The sequence below is a fragment of the Chitinasiproducens palmae genome, assembly GCF_900095735.1.
In the GTDB taxonomy this organism is placed as follows: Bacteria; Pseudomonadota; Gammaproteobacteria; order Burkholderiales; family Burkholderiaceae; genus Chitinasiproducens; species Chitinasiproducens palmae.
This window is the reverse complement of record NZ_FNLO01000008.1, coordinates 160,990-178,557: the sequence shown is the minus strand read 5'-3', so window position 1 is coordinate 178,557 and position 17,568 is coordinate 160,990. Positions and strand designations below refer to the sequence as shown.

Sequence of the window (17,568 nt, the reverse complement as noted above, 5' to 3'; positions counted from 1 at the left end):
CGCGGACGACAAAAAAGGCCGGCGCGATCTTCGCGCCGGCCTTTTTTCGTTCCGTCCCGTGCCTTGCTTCCGTCCCGTGCGTTGCTTCCGTCTGTGCGTTGCCTTGGTCGCTGCGCGCCGCGCTTGAACGCGGCGTTCCGGGGCAGGCGTTGCGCCGCCAGCGCCGGGCCGGGAGCAATTTCGCTGCCGCTACCCTTTCTTGTTCGGGCAGTTCGGCCGCTTGCAGGTGCCGTACATCGCCAGCGCATGCTCCTGCAGCGCGAAGCCGCGTTCGCTCGCGATGCGCTTCTGGCGTGCCTCGATTTCCTCGTCGATGAATTCCTCCACCAGGCCACAGTCGAGGCAGACCAGGTGGTCGTGGTGGGTGCCGCTGTTCAGTTCGAACACGGCCTTGCCCGACTCGAAGTTGCTGCGCGAGAGCAGGCCGGCCTGCTCGAACTGGGTCAGCACCCGGTAGACGGTGGCCAGGCCGATATCGAGGTTTTCGTCGAGCAGCTTGCGATAGACGTCGTCCGCCGTCAGGTGATGCGGGAGTTCGTTCTGGCTGTTGGCCTGGTTGAAGATTTCGAGAATCTTCAGGCGCGGCAAGGTCGCCTTGAGGCCGATATTCTTCAGGTCGGCGGGATTAGTCATCGCTAATCTTCACTAGAGTACAATACAAGGCCCCATGATAAAGGGTTTTTCGCGTGCCGGACGCCAGCCGGCACGACGCGCTCAACGCTTCTGCACAGTTGGGCGTGCCGCCGCGCCCGCTGAGGGCATGGGCGGAAGGACGTAGACAGAGCAGGACGCAGCCTGGCAGGCAACCCCCTCCATCGGTGACATGACTCCTAAGACTTCGTTGATGTTCCGCGACCGCGCCGGTCGTGTTCCGGCGCGGGGCCGCTGCCTCGCTGCGCTCCTGATCGGCGCCTCGCTGCTGGGTGCCTGTTCGACCTATGACGGCCTCACCGGTCGCATCGCGCGTTATGTGACGCCGTATCGCGTCACCATCGTGCAGGGCAACTTCGTCTCCCGCGAGGCGGCGAGCCGTCTGCAAGTGGGCCAGTCGCGCAGCGACGTGCGCGCGACGATCGGCACGCCGTTGCTGGCCGACATGTTCCACACCAATCGTTGGGACTACATCTTCTATTTCAAACGCGGCTCCAGTTCGGTCGTCGAGAAGCGTGACCTCGTCATCAACTTCGATGGCGACCGGCTGGTCAGCTGGTCCGGTGCCGAGGATCTGCCGAGCGAGCAGGATCTGATCGCGCTGATCGACGGCGACAAGCGCGAAGACACGCGCGGTCGCCAGATCGACGCGTCGGCGAAGGACACGGCCGCCGCGCGCCAGTTCGATGCGACGGCCAGTCAGACCGCCGCCACGCCGGCCGCGGCTTCGATGCCGCCGCCGGCCGCCGCACCGGTCAGCGGCGTGGCGCCGAACGAGCGCGCCGCGGACGCCGCCAACCGGCGTCTGGCAGAACCGACACCGGCCTCCGAGCCGGTCGCGCGCAACGCCCCGCAACCGGTGGTGCGCGGCGGTCCGCCGTCGGCCACGCCCGAACTCAAGCAGCCGAACCAGATCCGACTGACGCCGTCGCGCCGCCGTGCGAACAGCGACAGCACGCTGGCCGAACCGCCGCAAGCCGCCTCGGGCAGCACGGCGAGCGGAGCCGGCAATGAGTGAGTCGACGTTGCGGGTAGCGGTGGCAGGCGCAACCGGCCGGATGGGCCGCATGCTGATCGAAGCCGTACTGGCCGATCCCGCGCTTACCCTCAGCGGCGCGCTGGTGCCGGCCGGCGACGCGGCGTCGGGCCGCGATGCCGGCGCATTCCTCGGGCGCGAGATCGGCGTTGCGATCAGCAGCGACCTGGACGCGGTGATCGGCGGTGCCGATTACCTGATCGACTTCACGCGGCCGGAAGGAACACTGGTCCACCTGGAGGCCGCGCAGCGGCATGGCACGCGCGTGGTCATCGGCACCACCGGCTTCACGGCGGCGCAGAAGGCGGTGATCGAGGCCGCGAGCCACCGCATCGGCATCGTCTTCGCACCGAACATGAGCGTGGGCGTCAACGTCACGCTCAAGCTGCTGGACCTCGCCGCGCGTCAACTGGCGACCGGCTATGACGTCGAGATCGTCGAGGCGCACCATCGCAACAAGGTCGACGCGCCGTCGGGCACCGCGCTGAAGATGGGCGAGGTGGTCGCCGCGGCGTCGGGCCGTTCGCTCGACGATTGCGCAGTGTATGCCCGCGAAGGGGTCACCGGTCCGCGCGAGGAAGGCACGATCGGCTTCGCGACGATTCGTGGCGGCGACATCGTCGGCGACCACACGGTGCTGTTCGCCGGCATCGGCGAGCGCATCGAGATTTCGCACAAGTCGTCGAGCCGGCAGAGCTATGCCGAGGGTTCGCTGCGAGCCGTGCACTTCCTGGCCGGCCGCGAGGCTGGGCTGTACGACATGCAGGACGTGCTGGGCCTGCGCTGATCCGGGGTCGGCTGCCGCCGGCCCGCTTTTATAATCGTCGCTTTTCGCCGCGGCGCGCCGGTCGGCGTGGCGTACGGCTCGCTTTCCTTACGCGCGGCATCGCGCGACCGATCGTCATCACATCATGCAAGAAAAATACGCTCCCGCCGAGGTAGAAAGCGCCGCGCAGGCGCACTGGCGGGCGATCGACGCCTATCGGACGACCGAGCGGCGCGACCGGAAGAAGTTCTATTGCGTCTCGATGCTGCCCTATCCGTCGGGCAAGCTGCACATGGGCCATGTGCGCAACTACACGATCAACGACGTGATGTACCGGCATCTGCGCATGAAGGGCTACAACGTCCTGATGCCGATGGGTTGGGACGCGTTCGGCATGCCGGCGGAGAATGCCGCGATCGCCAACGGCGTGCCGCCGGCGCGTTGGACCTACGACAACATCGCCTACATGAAGAAGCAGATGCAGGCGATGGGGCTGGCGATCGACTGGTCGCGCGAAGTGGCGACCTGCGATCCGGACTACTACCGCTGGAATCAGTGGCTGTTCCTGAAGATGCTCGAGAAGGGCATCGCGTACAAGAAGACCGGCACGGTGAACTGGGACCCGGTCGACCAGACCGTGCTCGCCAACGAACAGGTGATCGACGGGCGCGGCTGGCGTTCCGGCGCGCTGGTCGAAAAGCGCGAGATCCCGATGTATTACCTGCGGATCACCGACTACGCCGAGCAACTGGCCGCCGACCTCGACGGGCTGGGCTGGCCCGAGCGCGTCAAGGTGATGCAGCAGAACTGGATCGGCAAGAGCTTCGGCGTGAACTTCGCGTTCCCTTACCCGCTCGATGGCGAGGAGCGGCAACTGCGCGTGTTCACGACGCGCGCCGACACGATCATGGGCGCGACCTTCGTCGCGATCGCGGCCGAGCATCCGCTGGCCACGCGCCTGGCCGAGAACCGGCCGGAGCTGCACGCCTTCATCGAGGAATGCAAGCACGGCGGCGTCGCCGAAGCCGATCTGGCGACCGCCGAGAAGAAGGGCGTGGCAACCGGCTTTTCGGTTCGCCATCCGCTGACCGGCGAGCCGGTCGAGGTGTGGATCGGCAACTATGTGCTGATGAGCTATGGCGAAGGCGCGGTGATGGGCGTGCCGGCGCACGACGAGCGTGACTTCGCGTTCGCGCTGCGCTATCGGCTGCCGATCCGCCAGGTCGTTGCGGTCGAGGGCGAAACCTTCTCGGACACCGCGTGGGCCGAGTGGTACGCGGACAAGACCCGCGGTGTGCTGATCAACAGCGGCAAGTACGACGGCCTGGACTTCGTCGCGGCGGTCGATGCGATCGTCGGCGACCTGGCGGCCGCCGGCCTGGGCGAGAAGCGCATCACCTATCGCCTGCGCGACTGGGGCATTTCGCGCCAGCGCTATTGGGGCACGCCGATTCCGATCGTCCATTGCGACAGCTGCGGCGACGTGCCGGTGCCCGAGCAGGACCTGCCGGTCGTGCTGCCCGACGACCTGGTGCCGGACGGCACGGGCAATCCGCTCGCGAAGTCGGCTGCGTTCGTCAACACCACCTGCCCGCGCTGCGGCGGCGCCGCGCGCCGCGAGACGGACACGATGGACACGTTCGTCGATTCGTCGTGGTATTTCTCGCGCTATACCTGCCCGGACGCGCCGACGATGGTCGACAGCCGGACCGACTACTGGATGCCGATGGACCAGTACATCGGCGGCATCGAGCATGCGATCCTGCATCTGCTGTATTCGCGCTTCTGGACCAAGGTGATGCGCGAACTCGGCCTGGTGTCGTTCGACGAGCCCGCGCAGAACCTGCTGACGCAGGGCATGGTGCTGAACGAGACCTTCTATCGCGAAGACGCCAGCGGCAAGAAGCAGTGGTTCAATCCGCTCGACGTGCGCGTGCAGCACGACGAGCGGGGCCGGCCGATTGCCGCCGTCGCGCAGTCCGACGAGGCGCCGGTGACGATGGGCGGCATCGAGAAGATGTCGAAGTCGAAGAACAACGGTGTCGATCCGCAGACGCTGATCGACCAGCACGGCGCCGACACCGCGCGCCTGTTCACGATGTTCGCCGCGCCGCCCGAGCAGCAGCTCGAGTGGTCCGGCACGGGCGTCGAGGGCGCCAGTCGTTTCCTGCGCCGGCTGTGGGCGTTCGGTCAGTCGCAGGCCGATGCGCTCGGCCAGCGCAGCACCTTCGCCGCGGCGTCGCTGAACGATGCGCAGAAGGCGTTGCGCCGCGAGGTGTACACGGTCCTCAAGCAGGCCGATTTCGACTACCAGCGCCTGCAGTACAACACGGTGGTCTCGGCCGCGATGAAGATGCTCAACGCGATCGATAACGCGCGCGAGCTGGCGACCTCGGCCTCGGGCGAAGCGGTGCTGCGCGAGTGCTATGGCGTGCTGCTGCGCGTGCTGTATCCGATCGTGCCCCACGTCACCCACGTGTTGTGGGAGGCGCTCGACTACGCCGGCGAGTTCGGCGACCTGCTCGACGCGCCGTGGCCGGTGGTCGACGAAGCGGCGCTGCAGGTCGCTGCGCAGGAGCTGGTGCTGCAGGTCAACGGCAAGACGCGCGGCACGCTGATTGTCGCGAACGAGGCCTCGCGCGAAGCGATCGAGGCCGCCGCCCGCGCGCACGAGATGGTCGAGCGGTTCGGCGAAGGCCGGGCGCCGAAGAAAATCATCGTGGTGCCCGGGCGCCTGGTGAACGTGGTCGTCTGAGGAAGGGAGCGATGGTTGCGTTGATCCGCTACGTCTGTCTGATCCTGCTGCTGAGCCTGGCTGCCTGTGGCTTCCAGTTGCGCGGCGATTACGCGTTCCCGTTCAAGCGGCTCTACGTCGCGGGCGCGCCGAATCCCGAAACCGCTGCGCTGCTCAAGCGCATGGTCGAGGGCGGCAGCGAGACCCGCATCGTCACATCGCCGAAGGACGCGGACGCAACGCTGATGCTGGCCGTTACGCGCGGCCGCGGCGTGTTGACGCTGAGCGTCACCGGGGTGGCGCAGGAGTACGTGCTGACCAGTGTCGCGCAGTACTCGCTGGTGGGCAGCAATGGCGCGGTGCTGGTGCCGCCCAGCACGATCAGCGTGAACCGGTCGATGTCGTACAGCGACCGTTATGCGCTCGCCAAGGATCAGGAAGCGACGCTACTCTATCGCGACATGGACACCGACATCGTCAACCAGTTGCTGCGCCGGCTGACCGTGGTGCGCACGCTCGATCCGGACGAACAGGCGGTGCCGGGCGTGAACTCGCGCGCGCCGTTGCCGACGCCGCCGCTGTAAGCCGCCGGGAGCACACCAATGCTGTTGCGTGCCGATGCATTGCCGGCACATCTGGCCAAGGCGTTACGGCCGCTCTACGTCGTGTTCGGCGACGAGCACCTGCTCGTGCAGGAAAGCGTCGACGCGATTCGCCAGGCCGCGCGCGCGGCCGGATGCACCGAGCGCGAGACCTTCGTGGCGGAGCGCGGCTTCGACTGGAGCGCGCTGCTCGGTGCCAGCCAGGCGATGTCGCTGTTCGGCGAGAAGCGTCTGGTCGAGCTGCGCGTGCCCAGCGGCAAGCCGGGCCGAGAGGGCGGCGAGGCGCTGCAGACGTTGGCGCGCCAGTCCGGTGCGGATCCGAACACAGTGATGCTCGTGACGCTGCCGCGCCTGGACGCGAGCACGCAGAAGTCGGCATGGTTCACCGCGCTGACCACGGCTGGCGTGGGCGTGCGGATCGACGTGATCGAGCGCGCCAACCTCGGCAACTGGATCGGCGAGCGGCTGGCGCGCCAGCGGCAGCGGGTGCCCGCCGGCGAGGCCGGCCGGCGCGCGTTGCAGTTCATCGTTGAACGGGTCGAAGGCAACCTGCTCGCCGCGCACCAGGAGATCCTGAAGCTCGGTCTGCTTTACCCGCCAGGCGAGATCGACGACGAACAGGTGCGCGAGGCAGTGCTGAACGTCGCGCGCTACGACGTGTTCAAACTGAACGAAGCCATGCTGGCCGGCGACGTGGCGCGGCTGGCGCGCATGGTCGATGGCCTGCGCGGCGAGGGCGAGACGCCGATCCTGGTGCTGTGGGCGGTGGTCGAGGAGATCCGCACGCTGATCCGCGTCAAGCGCGGCCTGGCCGCCGGCCGCTCGCTGGCCGAGCTGGCCCGTGCGAATCGGGTCTGGGGACCACGCGAGCGGTTCCTGGGCCAGGCGGTGCGGCGCGTCGAACTCGATGCGCTGGAAGGCGCGCTGGCCGATGCGGCGCGGCTCGACGCACAGTTGAAGGGGCTGGGCAGCGGCATGCCGCCGGGGCAGTTGCGGGCCGGGACGCTGCCGGCCAGCCCTGATCCGTGGCAGGGTCTGTTCGACCTGGCGATGCGGGTGGCCGCCGAGCCCGCGTCATCGGCCCGGCGCCAGACGGGATGAAGCAGGCAGCGGCGACGAAACAGCGTGAAACGAGAGAGCGCCAGGGAGCGTGACGGAAATGCGTGACGAGATGCGTGATGAGGTGCGTGGTGATGTGCACGACGGTGTGCTGGATGAAACGCCCGGTGCGACGACCGGTGGGACGCCCGGTAGTTCGCGCGGGGCGGCTTTGCCGGCGGACGGCCGGCAGCAAGCCGCGACGCGTGCCGGCGTCGCCTTGCCATCGGACGGGCCGGCGGCGCGCGACATCGGCGCCTACATGCATGAGCTTGGCCGACGCGCGCGCGCCGCGTCGCGGGGCCTCGCGCGCGCCAGCAGTGCGCAGAAGAACGACGCGCTGATCGCCATCGCGCGTGCCATCGAGGCCGGCCGGAGCGCGCTGATCGCCGCCAATGCGCGCGATGTCGCGGCTGCCCGTGACAAGGGACTGGATGCGGCGTTCATCGACCGCCTGACGCTGTCGGACAAGGCGCTCGCGACGATGGTCGAGGGGCTGCGCCAGGTCGCGGCGCTGCCGGACCCGGTCGGCGAGATCAGCGATGTGAAGATCCGCCCGAGCGGTATCGCCGTCGGCCGCATGCGCGTGCCGCTCGGCGTGATCGGCATCATCTACGAGTCACGCCCCAATGTGACGGTCGACGCCGCCGCGCTGTGCCTGAAATCCGGCAACGCGACCATCCTGCGCGGCGGTTCCGAGGCCATCGCCAGCAATACCGCGCTGGCCGGGCTGATCGCCGACGCGCTGGCCGCACACGGCCTGCCGGTCGATGCGGTGCAGGTGGTCGACACCGCGGATCGCGCGGCGGTCGGTGCCCTGATCACGATGACCGAGTTCGTCGACGTGATCGTGCCGCGCGGCGGCAAGCGCCTGATCGAGCGTCTGATGCGCGATGCGCGCGTGCCGATGATCAAGCATCTCGACGGCATCTGCCACCTGTATCTGGATGATGGCGCCGACCCGGCGAAGGCGCAGGCGATCGCGGTCAATGCGAAGACGCACCGCTACGGCACCTGCAATACGATGGAGACGCTGCTCGTCGCGCAGGGCGTGGCCGACGCGTTGCTGCCGTCGGTGGCGCGCGGAATGGCGGAGCAGGGTGTCGAGCTGCGCGCCTGCGAGCGCACGCGTGCGGTGCTCGACAAGGCGGGCATCGCATCCGTGCCCGCCGAGCTGTCCGACTGGTCGACCGAATATCTGGCGCCGGTGTTGGCGATCCGCACCGTGGCCGGCATCGACGAGGCAATCGAACACATCAACACCTACGGCTCCGCGCATACCGATGCGATCGTCACCGAGCATCACGACCGCGCGATGCGGTTCCTCCGCGAGGTCGATTCGGCAAGCGTGATGATCAACGCCTCGACGCGCTTCGCCGATGGTTTCGAGTACGGACTGGGCGCCGAGATCGGCATCTCGAACGACAAGCTGCACGCGCGCGGTCCGGTCGGTCTCGACGGGCTGACGTCGCTGAAGTACGTGGTATTCGGCCACGGCGAAGTGCGCCACTGAGCGCAAGGAGAACAAGCGGATGCTCTGGATCAAGGGGCTGCATATCGTTTTCGTCGCCTCGTGGTTCGCGGGCCTGTTCTATCTGCCGCGCATCTACGTCAACCTGGCGATGGAAACCGATCCCACGGCGACCGCCCGGCTGCTGCTGATGGCGCGCAAGCTGTTCCGCTTCATGACGCTGATCATGGTGCCGGCGCTGGCGTTCGGCCTCTGGCTGTGGCTCGGCGTCGGCATCGGCGAAGGCGCCGGCTGGATGCACGCCAAGCTGAGTGTCGTGGTGCTGATGCTTCTCTACCATTTCTACTGCTGGCGACTGCTGGGACGGTTCGAGCGAGGCGAGAACCTGCGCTCGCATCGTTGGTATCGCTACTTCAACGAGATTCCGGTGTTGGGCATGCTGGCCGCCGTGCTGCTCGTGGTCGTCAAGCCGTTCTAGACACAGCGGGCGGCGGCTGGCCGCCCACCACGCCACGTCCGTCCGGGTCCCCACCGGAACGGTGCGCCGGCGCCGGCGCCGCCGGCGCACCGCCGCAGCGGCGCGTCCGGGCTCGCGTCCGGAGCGCGCTGCTTGTTCCACCGCGCGTCGAAAGGAGAATCACCGCATGTCCGTCCATCCCGAACTGTCCCGCGTCACCGCGCGGATCGTCGCACGCAGCCGGCCGACGCGCGCCGCCTATCTGGCCCGCATCGCGCGCGCGCAGGGCGGATTCCCGCAACGCGGCGCGCTGTCCTGCGCGAACCTCGCGCACGGTTTCGCAGCCATCGAGGGCGACGACAAATTCAAGATCAAGGCGCTGGTCACGCCGAACATCGGCATCGTCTCGTCGTACAACGAGATGCTGTCCGCGCACGCGCCATACCGTGACTATCCCGACGTGATCAAGCGCGCCGCCCATGCCGCCGGCGGCACCGCCCAGTTCGCCGGCGGTGTGCCGGCAATGTGCGACGGCGTCACGCAGGGCAACATCGGCATGGAGATGTCGCTGTTTTCGCGCGAAACGATCGCGATGGGCACGGCCATCGCGCTGTCGCACAATATGTTCGACGCCGCGCTGTGCCTCGGCATCTGCGACAAGATCGTGCCGGGACTGCTGATCGGTGCGCTGCAGTTCGGGCACCTGCCGACCATCTTCGTGCCGGCCGGGCCGATGGCGAGCGGCCTCTCGAACGACGCGAAGGCACGCGTGCGTCAGCAGTTCGCGCTGGGCGAGGTCGGCGAGGCCGCGCTGCTCGAAGCGGAGTCGAGCGCCTATCACGAGCAGGGCACCTGCACGTTCTACGGCACCGCGAACAGCAACCAACTGCTGATGGAAGTGATGGGCCTGCATCTGCCCGGCGCCGCCTTCATCCACCCGCGCGCACCGTTGCGGCAGGCGCTCACGGAAGCCGCCACTGCGCGCGTGCTGGCGATCGGCGTGCAGGGCGATGCGTACACGCCAGTCGGCCACGTCGTCGACGAGAAAGCGGTGGTCAACGGCATCGTCGGCCTGCTCGCCACCGGGGGGTCGACGAACCACACGCTGCACCTCGTCGCGATCGCGCGGGCCGCCGGCATCCTGATCGACTGGGACGACTTCGATGCGCTGTCGGCGGCGGTGCCGTTGCTGGCCAAGGTCTACCCGAACGGCAAGGCGGACGTGAATCACTTCCACGCCGCGGGCGGCATGGCCTTCCTGATTCGCGAGTTGCTCGACGCCGGTCTGCTGCACGACGACGTGCTGACCGTCGCCGGCCCGGGGCTGCGCCGCTACGCGCAGGCGCCGGTGCTGGACAACGGCGTGGTGGTCTGGCGCGACGCGCCGGCGGTCAGCGGCGACGCGGCGGTGCTGCGGCCGGCCGCCGAACCGTTCGCGCCGGATGGCGGCCTGCGCCTGATGCGCGGTCGGCTTGGCCGGGGCGTGATCAAGATTTCGGCGGTCGCGCCCGCGCATCGGCGCGTGCAGGCGCCGGCCCGCGTGTTCGACTCGCAGGAAGCGGTCATGGCGGCCTTCGATGCCGGCGAACTCGATCGCGACTTCGTCGCGGTGGTGCGTTTCCAGGGCGCGCGCGCCAATGGCATGCCCGAGCTGCACCGGCTCACGCCACTGCTCGGCGCGTTGCAGGACAAGGGCCGGCACGTCGCGCTGCTGACCGATGGCCGAATGTCCGGCGCATCCGGCAAGGTGCCGGCGGTGATCCACCTGTCGCCGGAGGCGCTGCTCGATGGCCCGATCGGCAAGGTCCGCGACGGCGACCTGCTCACGCTCGACGCGGAAGCCGGCACGCTCGATATCGAGATCGACGACGCCAGCTGGGCCGCGCGCGCCTTCGAGAAGCCGGCGCCGCTTGATCCGACCGCCCCTGGCTATGGCACCGGTCTGTTCGGCGTGTTCCGGCATGCCGCGATGAGCGCCGAGCTGGGCGCTTCCGTATTCGGCCCGATGACGGGCGAAGGAGAAACACGATGAAGGACGTTCAAACGGTCATGCAGATGGGCCCGGTGATCCCGGTACTGGCATTTGCCAGCGTCGACGAGGGCGTTTCGGTGTGCAAGGCGCTCTACGACGGCGGCGTGAAGGTTTTCGAGATCACGCTGCGGACGGATGCCGGCCTGGGCGTGATCGAACGGATGGCGGGGTGGGCGGCCGACGCCGCGGTTGGCGTCGGTACGCTGGTGACGTCGGCGCAATGCCGCGCGGCGCGCGATGCCGGTGCGACCTTCGGCGTGTCGCCGGGATTGACGGCGGCGCTCGATGCGGCGGCGCGCGATGCCGGACTGCCGTTGCTGCCCGGCGTGATGACGCCGACCGACATCGTCGCGGCGCTGGCGCTCGGCTATCGTGCGGTGAAGTTCTTCCCGGCGGTGCCCGCCGGCGGCATTCCGATGCTGAAGGCCTTCCACGGGCCTTTCCCTGACCTGAGCTTCTGTCCGACCGGCGGCATCGACGTCGCCAGCGCGCCCGACTTCCTGGCGCTGCCCAACGTCGCGTGTGTCGGTGGCTCGTGGCTGACGCCGAAGGCCGCCGTGGCCGCCAGGGACTGGCGCCAGATCACCCGTCTCGCGCAAGCGGCCGCGGCGCTCCCGCGCGGCTGAAGCGTCCCGCGCCGGCCCGAACCGCTTCGAATGGCGCTATCGTGGTGTGATGCGCCGAAGACCGCCGTGATGGCGGCGACGCCACGCACGCAGTTTCGAACCCAGCCCGCGCCGTTCGGCCGGGCCAACGACAGGCTCGCACAGCGGGGACGCTGGCATGCAGCCAAGCAAGCAGGAGAATCGGTTTTGGTCAATATCGTGGTGATCATGGGCGTGTCGGGCAGTGGCAAGACGACCACCGGCGAAAATCTCGCCGCGCGACTCGGCTGGCGTTTCAGCGACGCCGACGCCTTCCACAGCGCGGCGAACAAGGAAAAGATGGCGCATGGCATCGCGCTCGACGACAACGACCGGCGCCCATGGCTGGAAGCCATGCACGCGGCGATGGCCGCGGCCGAGGCCGCCGGCGAGGACCACGTATTCGCCTGCTCGGCGCTCAAGGGCGCGTATCGCGACGTCCTGCGTGGCGACAGCCGCGCCGTGTCGTTCGTGATGCTGGCGCTCGATGCGGCGGCACTCGCCGACCGGCTGTCGAAGCGGCGCGGCCATTTCTTCGATCCGGCGCTGCTGCGCAGCCAGCTCGAAACGCTTGAAGCACCGGCGGCGGACGAGGCATTGACCGTCGACGCCACCCACACGCCCGAGCAGATCGTCGACGAAATCGTCGACTGGCTGCGCCGCGACGGTCGGCTCGCTGCCTGACGGCGCGCGGCTGCCGACTCGGCACCGACGTCGACGTTCCATCGGCACGCCGTTGCCAGGCCAGGCGACCGGGCGCCGCCGGTCGTCGCGGCCCGCGAGGCGGGCTGCCGACGCCCTGGCAGCGGCGCACGCGGCGAGTCGGTACAATCCGGCCTTGACCGCTGCATGGCGAGGCGCGCCCGCGCCCGGCGTTGCGCGGCCTACCGATCGGCCGCCGCGGCGGCCCTCTCCAGTCAGCCATGTCCACCTTCGAATTCTTCTCGCCCTGTCCGCGCGGCCTGGAAGCCGCACTGGCGGCCGAAATCGCCGAGATCGGTGCCCAGCACGCGCCGCTCGACACCGGCGCCACCGTGCCCGGCGGCGTGCACTTCGCCGGCGACTGGCGGGCCGCGATGGCCGTCAACCTGCATTCGCGCATCGCGAGCCGCGTGCTGCTGCGTCTGGCCGTGCGCAGCTATCGCAGTGAAAACGACATCTACTCGTTCGCGCGCGAGCAGGCCTGGGAGCAGTGGTTCGGTCCGCGGCAGACGCTGCGCATCGACATGACCGCCGTGAAGTCACCGCTCAAGAGCGTCGATTTCGCGACGCTGAAGGTGAAGGACGCTATCTGCGACCGGCTGCGCGAGCGGGCGGGCGACCGTCCGAATATCGACACCGTGGCGCCCGACGTGCGCGTGTTCGTGTTCCTCGACGCGACGCACTGCACGCTGTATCTGGACACTACCGGCGAGCCGCTGTTCAAGCGCGGCTGGCGGCTCGACAAGGGCGCCGCGCCGCTGCGCGAGAACCTTGCCGCCGGCATCCTGCGCCTGACCGGCTGGACGCCGGGCACGCCCCTCTACGACCCGATGTGCGGCAGCGGCACGTTCGTCGCGGAAGCGGCGCAGCTCGCGCTCGGCATCGCGCCGGGCAGCGACCGGCGCTTTGCGTTCGAGAAGATCCGTCAGTACGACATCACCGCCTGGCAGGCGATGAAGGTTGCCGCGCTCGACGCGCGCCGGGCAGCCCGCGCCAGGACCGGCGATCTCGGCATCTACGGCAGCGACATCTCCGGCGACATGCTGGTCAAGGCGCGCGCCAACCTGGAACGCGCCGGCGCGCCCGGCATTGCCCTCAAGCAGGTCGACGCCCGCTTCCTCAGCGCGCCGTCGGCGACGCCGGGGGTGCTGGTCGCGAACCCGCCCTACGGCGAGCGCATCGAAGTGCGCGGCCGACGCGGCCAGCGCGACTTGGGTGACGACGGCTGGGACAGCGCACCGCAGCGCGGCGACGCTCGGGTGGGGGAACGCGAGGGCACCGGCGCCGATGCGGACTTTTTCAAGGCGTTCGGCGACACGCTGAAGCAGAACTTCGCCGGCTGGCACGCGTACGTGTTGACGGCCGACCGTGGACTGCCGGGGCTGATGCGCTTGCGCGAGTCGCTGAAGACGCCGTTGTTCAACGGGGCGATCGAATGCCGGCTGTTCCGCTTCGACCTGATCAGCGGCTCGCTGCGGCGCGGCTGATTCGGCGGGCGGGCGGTGCCCGCGGCTTTGCAAGACGGCCGGCGCCCGACGCGGGTGCCGGCCGGAAGGAGAACGGACATGACTGGACGAAGAATCGTCATCGGCATGTCGGGTGGCGTCGATTCGTCGGTGGCCGCCTGGCTGCTGAAGCAGCAGGGCTACGATGTGGTCGGCCTCTTCATGAAGAATTGGGAGGACGACGATGACAGCGAGTACTGCTCGACGCGCGAGGACTGGATCGACGTCGTCTCGGTCGCCGACTTGATCGGCATCGACGTCGAGGCGGTGAATTTCGCCGCCGAATACAAGGAACGCGTGTTCGCGGAATTCCTGCGCGAGTACTCGGCCGGGCGCACGCCGAACCCGGACGTGCTCTGCAACGCCGAGATCAAGTTCAAGGCGTTCCTCGATCACGCGATGAGCCTCGGTGCCGAGACCATCGCCACCGGACACTATGCGCGCGTCGCGGAAGTGGGCGACGGGGCCGATGCCGGGCGTCATGCGCTGTACCGCGCCGTCGACGACAGCAAGGACCAGAGTTATTTCCTGCATCGGCTCAGCCAGAAGCAACTTGCGCGGACGCTGTTTCCGCTCGGCATGCTGCGCAAGACCGAGGTGCGTTGCATCGCGGCCGAGATCGGTCTGCCGAACGCCGCCAAGAAGGATTCGACCGGCATCTGCTTCATCGGCGAGCGGCCGTTCCGCGAGTTCCTGGGCCGTTATCTGCCGACCCAGCCGGGCCCGATCAAGACGCCGGACGGCACCGTGATTGGGCAGCACGTCGGGTTGGCGTTCTATACGCTCGGGCAGCGCAAGGGGCTGGGCATCGGCGGTAGCCGCGACGGCAGCGGCGAGGCGTGGTTCGTGGCCCGCAAGGATCTGCCAAGCAACACGCTGTACGCGGTGCAGGGGCACGATCATCCGTGGCTGTTGGCGACGACGCTGGAAGCAGGCAATGTCAGCTGGACGGCCGGCGCGCCGCCGGAAGCGGGCCGCCGCTTCGGCGCGAAGACGCGCTACCGGCAGGTCGATGCGCCGTGCACCTTCGAGACGGCGCAGGCCGGCGCCAGTGGCGCCGACGATGGCTTCGCGCTGCGTTTCGACGCGCCGCAGTGGGCGGTCACGCCTGGACAGTCCGCCGTGCTGTACGACGGCGACGAGTGCCTGGGCGGCGGCATCATCGGCGCGGGCTGAAGCCGGCGCCGCGGCGGGTCCTGAACCGGGCTGAGCGGTCGGAGGCAGGCGCGAGGACAGTCGTGGAGAGGGTCGTGGGGACGGTCGTGGGGACGGTCGTGGACCTCACGCGCACCGAGGCCCGGGACAGCGGTGCAGCGAACCGTCTCGAGCCGTCTTGAAACGTCTTGAGCCGTCCTGAATCGCCGCGGGCGGCGAGGGTGAAGCCGGGCAGCGGCCGAGGCGCCGCTTCCCGGGACGGCGCGCTCAGGCGGCGGGCGGAACGGTGTCGATGAACGACTGGCGCTGCGACAGCTTGGCGAAATGCCGCGCAAGGTTCGGATGGGCGGTACGCCAGTCGAAATCCGGCTGACGGAAATCGAGATACCCGAGCGCACAGCCCAACGCCACGTCGGCCAGCGTCAGGTGGTTCTGCGCGTACCAGGGCTTCTCGCCCAGGCCGCGCGCCAGGCCAGCGACACCCTCGCTTACTTTCAAACGCTGCCGCGCGACCCAATCCGCGTTGTACTGGGCGGGCTCGCGCAGCACCGTTTCCAGGCGGGTCAGCACCGTCGCGTTCAGCACGCCGTCGGCCAAAGCCTCCGCGCAGCGTACCGCGGCGCGCTCACGGCCCGTCGGCGGAATCAACTTGCCCACCGGCGTGAGCGTGTCGAGGAATTCGCAGATCACGCGGGAGTCGTAGATGACCTCGCCGTCGTCGAGCTGCAGCGCCGGCACCTGGCCCAGCGGGTTGTAGCGGCCAATGCCGGTATCGGCGGCCCACACGTTTTCGAGCACCGTCTCGTAATCGATCTTCTTCTCGGCCAGAACGATGCGCACCTTGCGCACGAACGGGCTCGACATGCTCGCAATCAGTTTCATCTTGCTCTATCTCGCTGGTATGTCCGCTGCGCACAGCTTCGCGCGGATCGCAACACCAGCGCATGCACTGGCTACCGTCCAGACGATAATAACTTAACGGACCGTCTGCCGCCGCCGATTGCAGCGCCTGAACAACGTTTGAACGAAAGTTGCCGGCGTTGCCGTGCGATCGGCGAGCGGATCGCAGGCGTTGCGGCAAACGCGCGTGCGCGGCGTTTGCGCGGCGGCGGCGTGGGTGCGCTGCGCGGTCGACGCGAGGGCAATGGCCGCGGATGCTAGAATCGCGCCGATTCCCGAGATAATCCATGTCCGAGCACTCTATCGAACCCCTGAACGCGCTGACCGCGCTTTCCCCCCTCGACGGCCGCTATGCCGGCAAGACCGCCGGGCTGCGCCCGTGGCTTTCCGAAGCCGCTTTCATGCATCACCGCGTGACGGTCGAAGTGCAGTGGCTGATCGCCCTGTCGCATGCGGGTCTCGCCGAAGTCCCGGCATTCCCGCCCGAGGCCGAAGCGTTCCTGAACGATCTGGTTGCGCGTTTCAGCCCGCAGGACGCGGCGCGCATCAAGGAAATCGAGCGCGTCACCAACCATGACGTGAAGGCGGTGGAGTACTGGCTGAAGGAGTCGGTCAAGGGCCAGGTGGCGCTCGAGCAGGCCAGCGAGTTCATCCATTTCGCCTGCACGTCCGAGGACATCAACAACACTTCCCACGCGCTGATGCTCAAGGGCGCGCGCGAGCACGTGATGGTGCCGGCGCTGCGCGCGCTGCATGCACGGTTGGTCGAGCTGGCTCACGAGCATGCCGCGCAACCGATGCTGTCGCGCACGCACGGTCAGACGGCGAGCCCGACCACCCTGGGTAAGGAGATTGCCAATTTCGCGGCGCGTCTGAAGCCTGCCATCGAACGAATCGAAAAGGTCGCGCTGCTGGGCAAGATGAATGGCGCGGTCGGCAACTACAACGCCCACCTGTCGGCGTATCCCGAAATCGATTGGGCCGCGTTCGCGCGCGACGTGGTCGAGCAGCGGCTCGGCCTGACGTTCAATCCGTACACCATCCAGATCGAACCGCACGACTACATGGCCGAGCTGTTCGATGCGGTCGCGCGGGCCAATACGATCCTGCTCGACCTCGATCGCGACGTGTGGGGCTACATCTCGCTGGGTTATTTCAAGCAGAAGACCAAGGCCGGCGAGATCGGCTCGTCGACGATGCCGCACAAGGTCAATCCGATCGACTTCGAGAACTCGGAAGGCAATCTCGGGCTGGCCAACGCGATGCTCGGCCACCTCGCCGAAAAGCTGCCGGTCTCGCGTTGGCAGCGCGACCTGACCGACTCGACGGTGCTGCGCAATATCGGCGTGGCGTTCGGCTATGCGCTGTTGGCGTACGACGCCTGCATGCGCGGACTGAACAAGCTGGAGGTCAATCCGAGCCGTCTGAACGACGACCTGGACGCGGCGTGGGAAGTGTTGGCGGAGCCCGTGCAGACCGTGATGCGCCGCTACGGCATCGAGAACCCGTACGAGCAACTGAAGGAGCTGACGCGCGGCAAGGGCATCACGCGCGATGGCCTGCATGCGTTCATCGGTGGCCTGGCGATTCCGGACGACGCGAAGCAGCGTCTACTGGCCATGACGCCCGCTTCCTACGTCGGCCAGGCGATCGCGCTGGCGAAATCGATCAGCTGAGACGGCTCGGCCGAAGCGTTGCCGTTGCCGAAGGCAACGGCTGAATGAGCAGGCTGATTGCGGCGACACGCGCCGCCGGCGCCGCGGACGGTTTATGCGCGCGCGCAGCGGCGTCGACGCCGCACCAGCCGACGCGCAT

General features: G+C 68.3%; 14 protein-coding genes and 2 pseudogenes. 14 read left to right on the top strand and 2 right to left on the bottom strand.

Annotated elements, in window-relative coordinates:
- Positions 1-189: 189 nt before the first annotated feature.
- Positions 190-633, bottom strand: a complete 444-nt coding sequence (gene fur, locus BLU54_RS14325; protein ID WP_091909674.1) for a ferric iron uptake transcriptional regulator — start codon at positions 631-633, stop codon at positions 190-192.
- Between the two features lie 190 nt (positions 634-823).
- On the opposite strand from fur, the gene BLU54_RS14320 reads away from it, so the two are divergent.
- The 13 genes and pseudogenes from BLU54_RS14320 to mnmA all read left to right on the top strand — a co-directional run bounded on the left by BLU54_RS14320 (position 824) and on the right by mnmA (position 14,874).
- Positions 824-1,669: an outer membrane protein assembly factor BamE gene (locus BLU54_RS14320; RefSeq protein ID WP_235837960.1), complete on the top strand. Its 846-nt coding sequence runs from the start codon at positions 824-826 to the stop codon at positions 1,667-1,669.
- A gap of 7 nt (positions 1,670-1,676) precedes the next feature.
- Positions 1,677-2,474, top strand: coding sequence for a 4-hydroxy-tetrahydrodipicolinate reductase (gene dapB / locus BLU54_RS14315; RefSeq protein ID WP_091909668.1), 798 nt, complete (start codon positions 1,677-1,679; stop codon positions 2,472-2,474).
- A gap of 124 nt (positions 2,475-2,598) precedes the next feature.
- Positions 2,599-5,208, top strand: a complete 2,610-nt coding sequence (gene leuS, locus BLU54_RS14310) for a leucine--tRNA ligase (RefSeq protein WP_091909665.1) — start codon at positions 2,599-2,601, stop codon at positions 5,206-5,208.
- 20 nt (positions 5,209-5,228) lie between these two features.
- The gene (locus BLU54_RS14305) at positions 5,229-5,771 is read left to right on the top strand and encodes an LPS-assembly lipoprotein LptE (RefSeq protein WP_091909940.1); all 543 of its coding nucleotides are present in this window, start codon (positions 5,229-5,231) and stop codon (positions 5,769-5,771) included.
- Between the two features lie 18 nt (positions 5,772-5,789).
- A complete protein-coding gene (gene holA / locus BLU54_RS14300; RefSeq protein WP_091909662.1) occupies positions 5,790-6,890 on the top strand; it encodes a DNA polymerase III subunit delta in 1,101 nt (366 codons plus the stop codon).
- A 259-nt stretch (positions 6,891-7,149) separates the two neighbouring features.
- Positions 7,150-8,400 (top strand): glutamate-5-semialdehyde dehydrogenase, encoded by a 1,251-nt coding sequence (locus BLU54_RS14295; protein WP_091909937.1) that lies wholly within the window; start codon positions 7,150-7,152, stop codon positions 8,398-8,400.
- A gap of 19 nt (positions 8,401-8,419) precedes the next feature.
- Positions 8,420-8,836: a CopD family protein gene (locus BLU54_RS14290; protein ID WP_091909659.1), complete on the top strand. Its 417-nt coding sequence runs from the start codon at positions 8,420-8,422 to the stop codon at positions 8,834-8,836.
- 166 nt (positions 8,837-9,002) lie between these two features.
- Positions 9,003-10,847: a phosphogluconate dehydratase gene (gene edd, locus BLU54_RS14285; RefSeq protein WP_091909656.1), complete on the top strand. Its 1,845-nt coding sequence runs from the start codon at positions 9,003-9,005 to the stop codon at positions 10,845-10,847.
- Positions 10,844-11,473 (top strand): bifunctional 4-hydroxy-2-oxoglutarate aldolase/2-dehydro-3-deoxy-phosphogluconate aldolase, encoded by a 630-nt coding sequence (gene eda / locus BLU54_RS14280; RefSeq protein WP_091909654.1) that lies wholly within the window; start codon positions 10,844-10,846, stop codon positions 11,471-11,473. Before edd ends, eda begins: the two co-directional genes overlap by 4 nt.
- Positions 11,474-11,680: 207 nt before the next feature.
- Complete coding sequence (locus BLU54_RS14275; protein ID WP_091909934.1) at positions 11,681-12,175, top strand: gluconokinase; 495 nt, start codon at positions 11,681-11,683, stop codon at positions 12,173-12,175.
- Positions 12,176-12,414: 239 nt separating this feature from the next.
- A pseudogene (locus BLU54_RS14270) lies at positions 12,415-13,396 on the top strand (THUMP domain-containing class I SAM-dependent RNA methyltransferase); the annotation flags it as partial.
- Between the two features lie 83 nt (positions 13,397-13,479).
- Positions 13,480-13,680: pseudogene (locus BLU54_RS24560) on the top strand (class I SAM-dependent RNA methyltransferase); the annotation flags it as partial.
- 78 nt (positions 13,681-13,758) lie between these two features.
- Positions 13,759-14,874, top strand: a complete 1,116-nt coding sequence (gene mnmA, locus BLU54_RS14265) for a tRNA 2-thiouridine(34) synthase MnmA (protein WP_091909648.1) — start codon at positions 13,759-13,761, stop codon at positions 14,872-14,874.
- Between the two features lie 246 nt (positions 14,875-15,120).
- Here the strand turns inward: mnmA and BLU54_RS14260 are convergent, their stop codons facing one another.
- Positions 15,121-15,735, bottom strand: a complete 615-nt coding sequence (locus BLU54_RS14260; RefSeq protein ID WP_091909645.1) for a glutathione S-transferase N-terminal domain-containing protein — start codon at positions 15,733-15,735, stop codon at positions 15,121-15,123.
- A 305-nt stretch (positions 15,736-16,040) separates the two neighbouring features.
- Here BLU54_RS14260 and purB point away from each other — a divergent pair, with 305 nt between their 5' ends.
- Positions 16,041-17,429: an adenylosuccinate lyase gene (purB, locus tag BLU54_RS14255; protein WP_091909641.1), complete on the top strand. Its 1,389-nt coding sequence runs from the start codon at positions 16,041-16,043 to the stop codon at positions 17,427-17,429.
- Positions 17,430-17,568: the final 139 nt, after the last annotated feature.